Origin of the sequence: Streptomyces sp. R41, from assembly GCF_041053055.1 — a bacterium.
Classification (GTDB): domain Bacteria; phylum Actinomycetota; class Actinomycetes; order Streptomycetales; family Streptomycetaceae; genus Streptomyces.
This window is the reverse complement of sequence record NZ_CP163443.1, coordinates 7,996,806-8,010,401: the sequence shown is the minus strand read 5'-3', so window position 1 is coordinate 8,010,401 and position 13,596 is coordinate 7,996,806. Positions and strand designations below refer to the sequence as shown.

General features: G+C 72.0%; 12 protein-coding genes. 8 read left to right on the top strand and 4 right to left on the bottom strand.

Features of this window, described 5'->3' with window-relative positions:
• Window positions 1-106: 106 nt before the first annotated feature.
• Together AB5J53_RS36400 and AB5J53_RS36395 are read left to right on the top strand one after the other, a co-directional pair.
• Complete coding sequence (locus AB5J53_RS36400) at window positions 107-892, top strand: TIGR04222 domain-containing membrane protein (RefSeq protein ID WP_369249845.1); 786 nt, start codon at window positions 107-109, stop codon at window positions 890-892.
• Between the two features lie 141 nt (window positions 893-1,033).
• Window positions 1,034-2,746 carry an alpha/beta hydrolase gene (locus AB5J53_RS36395; protein ID WP_369249844.1) on the top strand — a complete coding sequence of 571 codons (1,713 nt, stop codon included), beginning with the start codon at window positions 1,034-1,036 and terminating at the stop codon, window positions 2,744-2,746.
• Window position 2,747: 1 nt separating this feature from the next.
• Here the strand turns inward: AB5J53_RS36395 and hemQ are convergent, their stop codons facing one another.
• Window positions 2,748-3,467, bottom strand: a complete 720-nt coding sequence (hemQ, locus tag AB5J53_RS36390; protein WP_369249843.1) for a hydrogen peroxide-dependent heme synthase — start codon at window positions 3,465-3,467, stop codon at window positions 2,748-2,750.
• Between the two features lie 4 nt (window positions 3,468-3,471).
• Window positions 3,472-5,055: a protoporphyrinogen oxidase gene (gene hemG / locus AB5J53_RS36385; protein WP_369249842.1), complete on the bottom strand. Its 1,584-nt coding sequence runs from the start codon at window positions 5,053-5,055 to the stop codon at window positions 3,472-3,474.
• Window positions 5,056-5,228: 173 nt separating this feature from the next.
• Here hemG and AB5J53_RS36380 point away from each other — a divergent pair, with 173 nt between their 5' ends.
• Both AB5J53_RS36380 and AB5J53_RS36375 read left to right on the top strand, forming a co-directional pair.
• Window positions 5,229-6,224 (top strand): DUF4349 domain-containing protein, encoded by a 996-nt coding sequence (locus tag AB5J53_RS36380; RefSeq protein ID WP_369249841.1) that lies wholly within the window; start codon window positions 5,229-5,231, stop codon window positions 6,222-6,224.
• A 27-nt stretch (window positions 6,225-6,251) separates the two neighbouring features.
• On the top strand, window positions 6,252-7,661 hold the full coding sequence (locus AB5J53_RS36375; RefSeq protein ID WP_369249840.1) for an FAD-dependent oxidoreductase: 1,410 nt from the start codon (window positions 6,252-6,254) through the stop codon (window positions 7,659-7,661).
• 114 nt (window positions 7,662-7,775) lie between these two features.
• Here AB5J53_RS36375 and AB5J53_RS36370 read toward each other — a convergent pair whose 3' ends face one another.
• Window positions 7,776-8,108: a hypothetical protein gene (locus AB5J53_RS36370; RefSeq protein ID WP_369249839.1), complete on the bottom strand. Its 333-nt coding sequence runs from the start codon at window positions 8,106-8,108 to the stop codon at window positions 7,776-7,778.
• Window positions 8,109-8,228: 120 nt separating this feature from the next.
• On the opposite strand from AB5J53_RS36370, the gene AB5J53_RS36365 reads away from it, so the two are divergent.
• Window positions 8,229-9,047 (top strand): rhomboid family intramembrane serine protease, encoded by an 819-nt coding sequence (locus tag AB5J53_RS36365; protein ID WP_369249838.1) that lies wholly within the window; start codon window positions 8,229-8,231, stop codon window positions 9,045-9,047.
• A gap of 13 nt (window positions 9,048-9,060) precedes the next feature.
• Here AB5J53_RS36365 and hemE read toward each other — a convergent pair whose 3' ends face one another.
• The gene (gene hemE, locus AB5J53_RS36360; RefSeq protein ID WP_369249837.1) at window positions 9,061-10,128 is read right to left on the bottom strand and encodes a uroporphyrinogen decarboxylase; all 1,068 of its coding nucleotides are present in this window, start codon (window positions 10,126-10,128) and stop codon (window positions 9,061-9,063) included.
• Window positions 10,129-10,311: 183 nt separating this feature from the next.
• On the opposite strand from hemE, the gene AB5J53_RS36355 reads away from it, so the two are divergent.
• From AB5J53_RS36355 to AB5J53_RS36345, 3 genes are all read left to right on the top strand, one after another.
• On the top strand, window positions 10,312-10,980 hold the full coding sequence (locus AB5J53_RS36355) for a DUF3000 domain-containing protein (protein ID WP_369249836.1): 669 nt from the start codon (window positions 10,312-10,314) through the stop codon (window positions 10,978-10,980).
• A 403-nt stretch (window positions 10,981-11,383) separates the two neighbouring features.
• The gene (locus tag AB5J53_RS36350) at window positions 11,384-12,046 is read left to right on the top strand and encodes a response regulator transcription factor (RefSeq protein ID WP_019073943.1); all 663 of its coding nucleotides are present in this window, start codon (window positions 11,384-11,386) and stop codon (window positions 12,044-12,046) included.
• 185 nt (window positions 12,047-12,231) lie between these two features.
• The gene (locus AB5J53_RS36345) at window positions 12,232-13,503 is read left to right on the top strand and encodes an HRDC domain-containing protein (RefSeq protein ID WP_369249835.1); all 1,272 of its coding nucleotides are present in this window, start codon (window positions 12,232-12,234) and stop codon (window positions 13,501-13,503) included.
• Window positions 13,504-13,596 lie beyond the last annotated feature (93 nt).

The window sequence follows — 13,596 nt, the reverse complement described above, 5'->3', positions numbered from 1 at the left end:
CCCAGGGCTCCACGGGCGAGAAGCGGAACATCACATACCTGCAACGCTCCGTCCATATAGTGAATAACCCATGGCGCCCGCCCGACCCTTGGCATAGAAAAACGCCATGTTCTGGGTCCTTCTCCTGCTCCTGGCCTGGGCCGCGGCCGGCATCTCCTGCACCCGGCTGTGCCTGGCGGCCGTACGTGCGGCGGCAGTCGACGCGGAGGCGGCCCGCGGGCACGATCTCACGCTGTACGAGGCGGCGTTCCTGTCCGGCGGCCCGGCCCGGGTCGCCGATCTGACCCTGGTGTCGATGGCCCGCCAGCGCCGGCTGCTGCTCGCGCACACCGGCTGGGCGACCGTCGTGGACCCGCGCGGGCGCGACGACATGGAGCGCTCGGTCATAGGAGCCATCGGCCCGGAGGGCCAGTCCCGGATCGCGCCCGTACGGGCGACCGCGGCCGCCGCCGACTCGGTACGCCACCTCGCGGACCACCTGGTCGCGGTGGGCCTCGCCGTTCCCGACGGCGCCCGCACCACCGTCGCGGGCGCCGTCCGCCAGGTCCAGGCCGCCGCGGCGGCCGTCCTCGCGCTGGGTGCGGTGGCCCTGCTGCTGCCCGCCCAGACCACCGGGAACGAGGTCCCGGTCGCCGTCTGGTTCGCGCTCCCGCTCGTCCTCACGCTGAGCTGCCTCGCCATCGCCCGCATCGAGGTGCACCCCTACACGCGCTGGGCCTCCCCTGCCGGACAGCGGCTGCTCGGCACCCTCGCCAGGCGCGCCGACGACGCCGGTGACGACCGTACGTACCTCACCTCCGTCGCCGTACGCGGTGTCCGCGCGATCGGCGAGCCGGACCTGCGCGCGGCCTTCACACACCGCGACCGCAGCCCCGAGCGAAGGGGCTGGTGAAGGAGCTCGCCAAGGGGCTGAGGGGCGCACCGGGGGGCGCATCGGGGTCATAGGGGCGACACCGGCGGCCCGGTGCTTTACATCGCCAACCGTCAAACGAAACATCCCTTTTGTCGCTGCCGCGCGTTGAAGGGATTCGCGATGAGAGCTGCCGTCCTCTACGGAACCGCAGGGTCCATGCTCCTGACCGCCCTCGTCGGCGCGCCGGCGAGTGGCCAACCGGCCTGGCCGGACCCGGCGGGCTCCGCCGAGATGCGCGGCACCGCCGTCGCCGCCGGGCGCGCCGCTGCCGCGGGCATCCGCTTCGGAAAGTGCGCCAAGGAGGACGACGCCCCGGGCACCCTTAGGTGCGGCACGGTCACGGTGCCCCTCGACTACGCCCACCCGGACGGCCGGCAGATCAAGCTGACCGTCAGCCGCGTCAAGGCCACCGGCAAGGACGCGAAGAACTCCAAGCGGAAGGTGCCGCGGCAGGGCGCCTTCGTCTACAACCCCGGCGGCCCGGGCGCCTCCAGCATGCGCTTCCCGCTGGTCGGGGCCCTCCCCAAGTGGAAGCGCATCGCGGGGGCGTACGACCTGGTCGGCTATGCACCGCGTGGGGTCGACCGCTCCGCCCCACTGTCCTGCCAGGACCCGAAGCGCTTCCTGAAGGCGCCCTCTCAGGCGCCCACGTTCCCCTCGGAGTCGTACAAGAAGGAGCGCATCGCCGAGGCGAAGGCGTACGCGCGCGGGTGCGCCCAGCGCTCGGGCAGCGCCCTGCGCCACTACACCTCGCTCAACAACGCCCGCGACCTGGACGTGCTGCGCGCCGCGCTCGGCGAGCCGAAGCTGACGTTCATGGGCGCCTCGTACGGGACGTACTTCGGTGCCCTCTACGCGACGCTCTTCCCCTCGCACGTACGCCGGATGGTCTTCGACTCGGCGGTGGACCCCGACCCCGACCTGATCTGGTACCGGAGCAACCTCGACCAGTCGGTCGCGTTCGAGCGCCGCTGGGCGGACTTCCGCACCTGGGTCGCCAAACACGACGACGTGTACGGGCTCGGTGCCACACCCGAAGACGTGCTGCACAGCTACGAGAAGGTGCGGGCACAGCTCGCCGCCTCGCCCGCGGGCGGGAAGGTGGGGCCCGCGCAGTTGCAGGGCGCGTTCCTGGACGCCGGGTACTACGACGACTACTGGCCGCAGCGCGCCTTGGCGCTCTCCGCCTATCTCAAGGGCGACCCGAAGCCGCTGATCGAGCAGGCCGGTCCGGCTCCGAAGGCGGCGGCCGCGGAGGAGAACAGCAACGCGGTCTACACGGCTGTCGAGTGCAACGACGCGCCCTGGCCGACCGACTGGCGCACCTGGGACCGCGACAACACGCGTCTCGCGCGTGTGGCGCCGTTCGAGACCTGGGACAACGTGTGGATGAACCTGCCGTGCGCGTACTGGCCGGTGCCGCGGCAGAAGCCGCTCGACGTACGGACACTGCCGGGGGCGCTGCCGCCGACTCTGATCCTCGCGGCCGAGCGGGACGCGGCGACCCCGTACGAGGGGGCCTGGGAGCTGCAGCGGCGGCTGTCCGGCTCGGTCCTGGTGACCGAGAAGGATGCCGGGACGCATGGGATCGGGGGCGGTCCCAACCAGTGCGTCAACGGCTACCTGGAGGCGTATGTGCTGGTGGGCCGGCTCCCGGTAGGGAGCGCGGGGTGCGCGCCGCACGCGGAACCGAAGCCGGTGGCGCCGGGCGATCGTTCGAAGAGCGCGGAGAAGTCGGAGAAGTCATCGAGCTCGGAGAGCTCAAGGGGCTCGGAGGACTCGACGGGTTCTCAGCGCACCGCGGACTCGAAGACCACCCGGCAGGCGCCCTGATCTAGGCGAGGCCCGCGACCAGTTCGGCGATGTCCTTGCGGCGGCCCGTGTAGAAGGGGACCTCTTCGCGGACGTGCATCCGGGCCTCGGAGGCGCGGAGGTGACGCATGAGGTCGACGATGCGGTACAGCTCGTCGGCCTCGAAGGCGAGGATCCACTCGTAGTCGCCCAGCGAGAACGAGGCGACCGTGTTGGCGCGCACGTCCGGGTAGCCGCGGGCCATCTTGCCGTGGTCGGCGAGCATACGGCGGCGGTCCTCGTCGGGCAGCAGGTACCAGTCGTAGGAGCGCACGAAGGGGTAGACGCTCACATAGTTGCGCGGCGTCTCGTCGGCAAGGAACGCCGGGATGTGCGAGCGGTTGAACTCGGCGGGGCGATGCAGCGCCATGTTCGACCAGACCGGCTCCAGGGTGCGACCCAGCTTGGTCCGGCGGAAGAGGTTGTACGCCTCCTGGAGCTGGTCGCTCGTCTCGGCGTGCCACCAGATCATCAGGTCGGCGTCGGCGCGCAGCCCCGACACGTCGTACGTGCCGCGGACGGTCACGTCCTTCGCGGCGAGCTGGTCGAAGAGCTCCTGGACCTCGTCGGCGTAGCCGGCGCGGTCCTCGGGGAGCACCTCGCGCAGTTTGAAGACGGACCACAGGGTGTAGCGGATGACCTCGTTGAGGTCCTTGGCCTTCTTGCCGGCGTTCGGGATCTTGGCGGGGGCGTCGTCACTCATGGGTCTATTCTCCCGCGCCGCCGTGCAGACTCTGCACCGGGTTCGCGATCAGCTCGTCCAGGCCGCCGCGGTCGCCGCCGAGCTGGTCGACGGCGGCGTACGCGCTCGCGATGCACGCGGGGATGCCGACCCCGTCGTACGCCGCGCCGCACACGGCGAGGCCCGGGAGCTTGCCGACGTGCTCGCGGATGCGGGCCACTCGGGCGTGGTGCCCGACCGGGTACTGGGGCAGCCCGTCGTCCCACCGTGTCACCCGGGTCGCGAGAGGCTCGGCGTCCAGGCCGGTCGCCTCCCGCAGGTCGTGCCGGGACACCTCGACGAGGTCGGCGTCCTCCCGTCCGAGCACCTCCGTCTCTCCGTACCGCCCGACGGAGGTGCGCAGCACGAGCAGATCGGGGTTCTCCTCGGCGATCCAGCCCCACTTCTGGGAGGCGAAGGTGGACGCCTTGATGGTGTGCCCGTCAACGGGCGGCACCAGAAAACCGCTCCCATCGGGGAGGGCGATGTCGGCGCGACGATAGGCGAGCGTGACGAGCGCCATGGAGGCGTACTCCACCGCCGCCAGCTCGGCGGCGGCCGCGGGCGCCTCGGCGCGCAGCAGCTCGGCGGCGGCCGGGGCGGGCAGGGCCACGACGACGCCATCGGCGTACAGGACACGGCTTTCACCGCTTCCAGGGCTTCCAGGGCTTGCAGGGCTTGCAGGGCTTGCAGGGCTTGCAGGGCTTCCGGCGACAACACGCCACACCGCGCGCGGCTGCGACGCCATGGAGTCCGCAGCGAGCGGCGAGCCGTCGCCGCCCGGCCCCGCCGTCCCGGTCCTGCGAAGCTCGGTCACCGGCATCCCCGTCAGGATCTCGCCCCCGCGAGCTCTCACCGACTCCGCGACCGCGAGGGGCAGTTGGCCGACGCCGCCCTCGATGCCCATGAAGACCGGTCCCGTCTGCCGGGCGGCCGCTGCCTTGGTCTGGATCTCGCGGACCGCCTCCGTCAAGGAGGTGTGGGTGCGGGCGGCCGCGTAGAGCTGGGGGACGGCCAGGCGCATGGAGATGCGGTAGGCGTCGCCCGCGTAGACACCGCCGAGGAGGGGCTCGACCAGGCGGTCGACGACCTCGCGGCCGAGGCGGGCCGCCACGTACTCCCCCACCGCCACGTCGTCGCCCACCTCCGTGCGGGGCAGGTCGGCGTCGCGCTCGATGCGGCGCAGGCCCTCCTCGGAGAGGACGCCAGAGAGGGCGGACGCGGTGCCGGGAACGCCCATGACGTGGCCTTTGGGCATCGGGCGCAGCGCGCCGCGGGTCCAGAGGGAGGCCGTCGCGGTCGCGGGGGGCTGGAGGCGGTCGGCGAGGCCGACCTCGCGGGCGAGGGCCACCGCCTCGGGGCGGCGCGCGAGCATCGACTCGGCGCCCAGGTCGACGCGCGCGCCCGCGATCTCGCCGGGCAGCAGCTTGCCGCCGACGCGGTCCGACGCCTCCAGGACGGTCACGCGCACCCCGCGGTCCAGCAGTCGGTGGGCGGCGGCCAGACCCGCGATCCCGCCCCCGATGACCACGACGTGTCCCGTACCCGTACGAGTCTCCTGTGCGCGCATGTCTCCACCCTCTCAGACCCCACTGACACGCCCACCAGGAGTCCGGTGTCCTGCACGAGTCCCGACCGTGACCGCATCGGGACCGTATCCGGCCAACGTCCCGGTCCACTCGAGCGTCGAAGGAACGTCAGTCGGCACGACACAGTTGTCACGACCCTCGGGGGTAGGCCCACATGCGCACACGAAGCTCCGGACGCTCCGGACACTCCGTACGACCCGTCCACGCCATGGCGGGGGTCCTCCTCGCCGCCGCCCTCGCGCTGGCGGGCTGCAGCGGCGCCAATGACAGCGCGTCCAGCGACTCCGGCGGTGGCAACAAGGCCGCCGCCCCGGGCGCCGCCGAGCAGGCGGACTCGGGCGCCGCCGGCAGCAGCGCGGCGAACGGCTCCAAGGCGACCGCACCGCCGAAGATCACCGCGAGCCACATCATCCGCACCGCCTCCCTGACCGTGCAGGTCAAGGACGTGCCCAAGGCCCTGGACGAGGCCCGGGCCACGGCCGAGAACGCCGGTGGCTACATCGGCAACGAGACCACCACCCGCGACGAGAAGGGCCACGAGCGCACCCGCGTCGTCCTGCGCGTGCCCACCGAGGAGTACGACCAGGTGCTCGCCGACCTGGAGGGCGCGGGCAAGGTCGTCGAGCGGACGGCCAAGGCACAGGACGTCACCGACCAGGTCGTGGACGTGGAGAGCCGGATCAAGTCGCAGCGCGCCAGCGTGGCCCGGGTCCGCGAACTGATGGACCGGGCGACCAAGCTCAGCGACGTGGTCACCCTGGAAGGGGAGTTGAGCAGCCGTGAGTCCGACCTGGAGGCGCTGCTCGCCCAGCAGGCGTCCCTGAAGGACCGCACCAGCCTGGCCACGATCACGCTCTCGCTGTCCGAGACCCCGGTGAAGAAGGCCGAGAAGAAGGACGAGGACCCGGGCTTCGTGGACGCGCTCACCGGCGGCTGGCACGTGCTGGTCACGATGCTGCGCTGGATCGCGCTGGCGATCGGCGCCGTGCTCCCGTTCGCGGCGGGCCTGGCGCTGATCGCCTTGGTGTGGATGCGTCTCGTACAGCCCCGGCTGTCGCGTCGCGCGGCTCCGGCTCCGGCCACCACGGGTTCGCTGCCGGTGGCCCCGCCCGTGCGCGGCAACGGCGGAGAGGGTGGCGAGGAGGACTGAAATTCCGGTCCCCCGTAGCGTGTTCGCATGAGCATGAGCCGTACGAGCGGGACTGGCAGGGCCAAAGAGCGACTGGTCGTGATCGGCGGTGACGCGGCGGGCATGTCCGCCGCGTCACAGGCGCGCCGGCTGCGGGGGCCGGACGAGCTGGAGATCGTGGCGTTCGAGCGGGGGCACTTCACGTCCTACTCCGCGTGCGGCATCCCGTACTGGGTGGGCGGCGACGTCCCCGAGCGGGACCAGCTGATCGCGCGGACGCCCGAGGAGCACCGGGAGCGCGCCATCGACCTGCGGATGCGTACGGAAGTCATGGAGATCGACGTCGCGGGCGCCCGCGTGCGCTCCCGGGACCTCGAATCCGGGGCCGAGGAGTGGACGTCGTACGACAAACTCGTGATCGCGACGGGCGCGCGCCCGATCCGCCCCGACCTGCCGGGCGCCGACGCACCGGGCGTGCACGGCGTGCAGACCCTGGACGACGGGCAGGCCCTTCTCGACACGCTGGCGGCGACGGAGGGCCGCCGCGCGGTGGTCGTGGGAGCGGGCTACATCGGCGTGGAGATGGCCGAGGCGCTCATCAACCGCGGGTACGAGGTGACGGTCGTCAACCGCGGCAAGGAGCCGATGTCCACGCTCGACCCGGACATGGGCCGCCTGGTGCACACGGCCATGGAGGGCCTGGGCATCACCATGGTCAACGACGCCGAGGTCACCAAGCTCCTCACCGGTGAGGAGGGGCGGGTACGGGCGGTCGTCACGGAGGACGCCGAGTACCCGGCGGACGTGGTCGTGCTCGGCATCGGTGTACGCCCCGAGACCACACTCGCCAAGGCGGCCGGGCTGCCCCTCGGCGACCACGGCGGGCTGCTCACCGATCTGGCGATGCGGGTGCGCAGGCACGAGAACATCTGGGCCGGCGGCGACTGCGTCGAGGTGCTCGACCTGGTCTCGCGGCGCGAGCGGCACATCGCGCTGGGCACGCACGCCAACAAGCACGGGCAGGTCATCGGCTCCAACGTGGGCGGCGGGTATGCCACCTTCCCCGGTGTCGTCGGCACGGCGGTGAGCAAGGTCTGCGACCTGGAGATCGCCCGCACCGGGCTGCGCGAGAAGGACGCGCGCCGGGCGGGCCTGCAGTTCGAGACCGTCACCATCGAGTCGACCAGCCGCGCGGGCTACTACCCGAGCGCAGCCCTCATGACGGTGAAGATGCTCGCAGAGCGCCGCACCGGGCGGCTGCTCGGCGTGCAGATCGTCGGCCGCGAGGGAGCGGCGAAGCGCGTCGACATCGCCGCGGTGGCGCTGACCGCGGGCATGACGGTGGAACAGATGACAGCCCTGGACCTGGGTTACGCGCCCCCGTTCTCACCCGTGTGGGACCCCGTGCTGGTGGCGGCCCGCAAGGCGGTGACGGCGGTGCGCAAAAGCGCCGGGTGAGGGCAGCGCCCCGTTCAGGGGCGCGGGGCTGTGACAGCGTGCGGCTCCGCCGCGTGGGCGCGACCAGCCACAGACGGCCCGCGGTCGACGATGGACCGCACCCCCGCGGCGGGCCTACGCGGACTCGTGCCCGGCGGTCCCATTGATCCGGTCGATGGCCTGCCGGGCCTGCTCCGCGGGCGGCCGCGCCGGCAGCGACGACACCGAGGCCGGCGCGGCCACCGCGGGCGGCGACTGCGCCGGCTTCGCATGGGCGGCGGGCCGGGCGGACCGCAACCGATGGCTGACGGCCTCATCGAGCGTCACCGGACGCTGCAGACGCGCCGCGAGCCGACCCGCCTCCTGGCCGAGCGCGGCGACGTCCTCCCAGGGCAGGTGCAGCACCAGGGCGATCTCCGCCTCACCGTCGGGCAGGGCGTGCATCGGAGGAGTAACTCGGTCGTTCATCGCCTGTGTCCTCACGTCTTCCTCGCGTCGCGTCTTCGTCGCGGCGCGGGCGGTTGAGGAGACATACGCACGGGGGGACGGCGGCGTTCAGTGACGGCGCATCGAGGGCACTAGTTCCTTGTGGTCATACCCGTCCATGACGTGAACCCGGTACGGCGCACGCCCTATGTGACGTACGCGCTGATCGCCGCCAACGTTCTCGTGTTCCTGTACACCCCCGGCCTCGCCGGATCGGTGGCGGGCGACAGCAGCCTGTCGCAGCTGTGCCATCTGCAGGCGTTCCTGGACCACTACGCCGCGGTGCCACAGGAGTTGATTCACCATCAGATGCCGCGGTTCGTGCCCACGGGCGAAGTCGGTCCCGGCCCGCACGGGGCCGGCTGTGTGCTGAGCCCGCCGGACTACGACAAGTCTCCGCCGCTGTCGGTGTTCACGGCGATGTTCCTGCACGGCAGTTGGCTTCATCTGCTGGGCAACATGCTGTTCCTGCTGATCTTCGGCAACAACATCGAGGACCGCATGGGACATGTGCGGTTCACGCTGTTCTACACGGCCTGCGGCTACGCGGCGGCGTACGGCTACGCGCTGCTGAACGAGGACTCCGGCGACCCGCTGATCGGCGCCTCGGGCGCGATCGCCGGGGTCCTCGGGGCCTACCTGGTGCTCTATCCGAAGGCCAGGGTCTGGGTCCTCGTCCCGTTCCTGATCTTCCTGCCGCTGCGGCTGCCCGCGTGGATGGTGCTGGGCTTCTGGTTCGTGCTCCAGGCCGTGTACTCGTCCGGCGGCGGCGTCTCGACCGCGGGAACGGTGGCGTACGCCGCGCACGTGGTCGGCTTCCTCGCGGGCATGCTGCTCGCCTGGCCGCTGCGCCCGGGCACCCCGCCCCCACCGGTGCCGCGCGGCCTGCTGTGGGGCAGACGGGCGCGGCACAGCTGGTGACAGCGGCGGGAGGTCAGCGCGTGGTCTGCGTGTGGACGTACTCCACGAGCCGGGTCAGTGCGTCCGGGTTCGTGTTCGGCGGGACGCCGTGGCCGAGGTTGAAGACATGGCCTTCGAGACCGGCGGCGGCGTCGAGTACCTCGCGCGTCTTGGTCTGGACGGCCTCGGTGGTGGAGAAGAGGACGGCCGGGTCGAGATTGCCCTGGAGGGCCTTGCCGGGGCCGACGCGGCGGGCGGCCTCGTCGAGCGGGACGCGCCAGTCGACGCCGACCACGTCCGCGCCCGCCTCGCCCATGAGGCCGAGCAGCTCACCGGTGCCGACACCGAAGTGGATGCGCGGAACGCCGTAGGAGGCGACGGCCTCGAAGACCTTGGTGGACGCGGGCATCACCGAGCGGCGGTAGTCGGCGGGTGCCAGCGCGCCGACCCAGGAGTCGAAGAGCTGGACGGCGCTGGCGCCCGCCTCGATCTGCACCTTCAGGAAGGCGGAGGTGATCTCGGCGAGGCGGTCGAGGAGGTCGGCCCACAGCTGCGGGTCGCCGTACATGAGCGCCTTGGTGTGCTCGTGGTTCTTGGACGGACCGCCCTCCACGAGGTAGCTCGCGAGGGTGAAAGGCGCGCCCGCGAAGCCGATGAGCGGGGTCGGGCCGAGCTCGGCCGTGAGCAGGCCGATCGCCTCGGTGACGTAACTGACGTCCTCGGGAGTCAGATCGCGCAGCTGGGCCAGGTCGGCGCGGGTGCGGATCGGGTTCTGGACGACGGGGCCGACACCCGGCTTGATGTCGAGGTCGATGCCGATGGCCTTCAGCGGGACGACGATGTCGCTGAAGTAGATCGCCGCGTCCACGTTGTGCCGACGGACCGGCTGGAGGGTGATCTCGGCGACCAGCTCGGGCCGCATGCAGGACTCCAGCATGGGGATGCCCTCGCGCACCTTGAGGTACTCGGGCAGCGAGCGTCCGGCCTGCCGCATGAACCACACCGGCGTGTGCGGCACGGGCTCGCGCCTGCACGCCTTGAGGAAGGCGGACTCGTACGTGGCTGTCGGCTGCTGCCCGGCGGGGCTGTGGTTGGCACTCACGACGGAAAGTCTCGCACGGCCGACTGGCAACCAAATCCCGGGCACCACTGTGCCCGGAGCGACAGCCGAGTCCCGGTCGCCCGCGCTCGGACACCCGCGTTCGCACAGCGCGATCCGGACAGTGCTCCCGCGCTCGGGTGTCTCTCCCTGCGCGGAGCCTCCGTTCCCCTTAATCTTCCCCGCATGGCTGCGGCTCAGGGACGACTGTCGGACGGCGCTGGCGGAATGGACGACGCGAAGGAGGGGGACCGGGATGCGATGGAGACGGCTCCGCTGCCCTTCCGGGCCGCCGTCGACGCGCTCAGGACCGCGCGGCTGCGGCCGGAGATCGAGATCGACCCGACGCGCCCGCCGCAGCGCCTGGCCCCGTACGCGTACGCGCTGGAGGCCGCGGTCGTCGCAGACGACGAGGATCTGGCCGACGGCCGGCTCGTGCTGCTGCACGACCCGGCGGGTCACGACGCCTGGCAGGGCTCGTTCCGTCTGGTGACGCTCATCCGCGCGGAGCTGGAGCCGGAGATGGCCGCCGACCCGCTGCTCCCCGAGGTCTGCTGGTCGTGGCTGACCGGCGCGCTCCAGGCCCGGGGCCTGTCGTACGGCGAACCGAGCGGCACCGTCACGCGCGCGAGCTCGCACTACTTCGGCGGCCTCGCCGAGCGCCCTGCCGCCTGCCAGATCGAGATCCGTGCGTCGTGGACGCCCCGGGAAGGCCTGGGCGGCGTCCCGGACACGGCCGCGCACCTCGCGGCGTGGTGCGATCTGCTGTGCCAGGTCGCCGGGCTCCCGCCAGTGACCCCGGGCGACACGTCGGTGGTCTCCCTCCCGCAGCGTCGGGGACCGCAGTCCCGCTGACGTCGCCGTGCCCACGGCCCCCGCTGACGTCGCCGTGCCCACGGCCCCCGCTGACGTCGCCGTGCCCACGGCCCCCGCTGACGTCGCCGTGCCCACGGTCCCGCCGAGTCCCGGAGAGCAGCGGTTCGGCGGGGACCCGCGCGCCACTCGCGCACGCCTCACCGGTCCTTACCGGTTCTTTGTCGATACGGCCACTTTCGGCCGCGTATTGACGCGGAGCGACTCGGTTCGATCTTCGGATGATCGATCGCGTGTCCGAATTGCCCAGATTGTTACTCACCAAATCGTGATCATTCTCTAAAGGACCAGAGGTTTGGTGCCGAAGACGTCTGTGACCTTGAAAGCACGGTTCGTTCCGGCTTCATCCCCAGAGCCGGCCCCGTCCCGCACCCCAGGAGGCCTGGTGTCCGTTCTCCTCGAGCAGCCCGCAAGCCTGGTCGCCTACCGCCCGAACAAGCCGACCGCCATGGTGGTCGTGGCCGACCCCCGGGTCCGCTCCACCGTCACCCGCCATCTGTGGGCGCTCGGAGTGCGCGACGTCATCGAGGCGTCGTCCGTCGCGGAGGCCCGTCCCCGAATCGGCAACCCGCGCGACATCTGCGTCGCCGATGTCCACCTGCCGGATGGTTCCGGCCTCACCCTCCTTTCCGAGACCCGAGCCGCGGGCTGGCCCAACGGCCTCGCCCTCTCCGCCGCCGACGACATCGGCGCCGTACGCAACGCCCTCGCGGGCGGCGTCAAGGGCTACGTCGTCACCGGCACCCGTACGAACGTCGGGCTCCCCACCCGGCCCGGCGCCGCACCCATCGGCTCGGCAGCCGCCCGTATGCACCGCCGCCCCCCGGGTGCCCCGAGCCACCCGGGCGGCTACCGCGAGCTGTCCGGCCGCGAGGTCGAGGTCCTTCGCCTGGTCGCGGAGGGCCAGTCGAACAAGGCCATCGGCGTCTCGATGGGCCTGTCCGCACTGACCGTCAAGAGCCACCTCGCCCGCATCGCCCGCAAGCTCGGCACGGGCGACCGCGCCGGGATGGTGGCGGTGGCCCTGCGCACCGGGATCATCCACTGACTCCAGTGAGCCCGGTGAGACAGCCGATTCCACCTACCGCACCCAGTCCCCACCGACCGTGAGCCCCGCCCTCCCCCGACCGTGGACCAGATCTTTCACTGACCTGACTGGTTTACGACCCTCAGACGCCCGTCGACGGAACGTTCCGTCGGCGGGCGTTGTCCATACACAGATACCCTTGACAGGTGACCGACGCCCAAGAGACCGCAGCAGACAGCTCACTGCGAACCACCGGAGGCGCCCCTCCGGACGACGTCGAATCGGCGCCGATCCCTTTGCTTGAGCCCCGAGACGGCATCCCGCCCGTGATCGTCGACGACGCCTCGCTCGCCGAGGTGATCGCCGCCTTCGCCGCCGGATCCGGCCCCGTAGCCGTAGACGCCGAACGCGCGTCCGGGTACCGATACGGCCAGCGCGCCTATCTGGTGCAGCTCCGCCGCGAGGGAGCGGGGACCGCGCTGATCGACCCCGTCGCCTGCCCCGATCTGTCGGGCCTCGGCGAGGCGATCTCCGGAGTGGAGTGGGTGCTGCACGCGGCCACCCAGGACCTGCCGTGTCTGCGCGAGATAGGCATGGTGCCGACGCGGCTCTTCGACACCGAGCTGGCCGGACGCCTCGCGGGGTTCCCGCGGGTGGGCCTCGGCGCGATGGTCGAGAGCGTGCTCGGCTTCGTACTGGAGAAGGGCCACTCGGCGGTCGACTGGTCGACGCGTCCGCTCCCCGAGCCGTGGCTGCGCTATGCCGCGCTCGACGTGGAACTGCTCGTCGACCTGCGCGACGCCCTGGAGAAGGAGCTCGACCGGCAGGGCAAGCTGGAGTGGGCCCAGCAGGAGTTCGACGCGATCGCGCAGGCCGAGCCCGCGCCGCCGCGCAAGGACCCCTGGCGGCGTACGTCCGGGATGCACAAGGTGCGCCGCCGCCGGCAGATGGCGGTCGTACGGGAGCTGTGGGAGACCCGCGACCGGGTCGCGCAGCGCCGGGACATCTCACCGGGCAAGGTGCTGGGCGACGCGGCCATTGTGGAAGCCGCGCTCTCTCTTCCGGCCAACGTGCATGCGCTCGCCGCGCTGAACGGGTTCGGGCATCGGATGGGGCGGCGCCAGCTGGAGCAGTGGCAGGCCGCGGTGGACCGTGCGAAGGCGCTGCCGGACGCGGAGCTGCCACAGCCGGGACAGCCGGTGACCGGGCCTCCGCCGCCGCGGGCCTGGGCCGACAAGGACCCGGCCGCCGCCGCTCGGCTCTCCGCCGCGCGTGCGGCCGTGTCGGCGCTCGCCGAGCAGCTCAACATGCCCCAGGAGAACCTGATCACCCCGGACACGGTGCGGCGGGTCTGCTGGGAGCCGCCGAGCCCCGACTCCGAGTCGGTTGCGGCTGCTCTCGCGGGGTACGGGGCGCGGCCCTGGCAGGTCGAGCAGGTCACGCCTGTGCTGGTAGCCGCGCTACGGGCCGAGGACTGACAGATCGCGCCGAGCCGCCGTGGGGGATTTTTGGTCCTACGGCGGCTGCGGATTGCCTTGGGTTGCTCACGCCCACACGGCGGAGCCGCACCA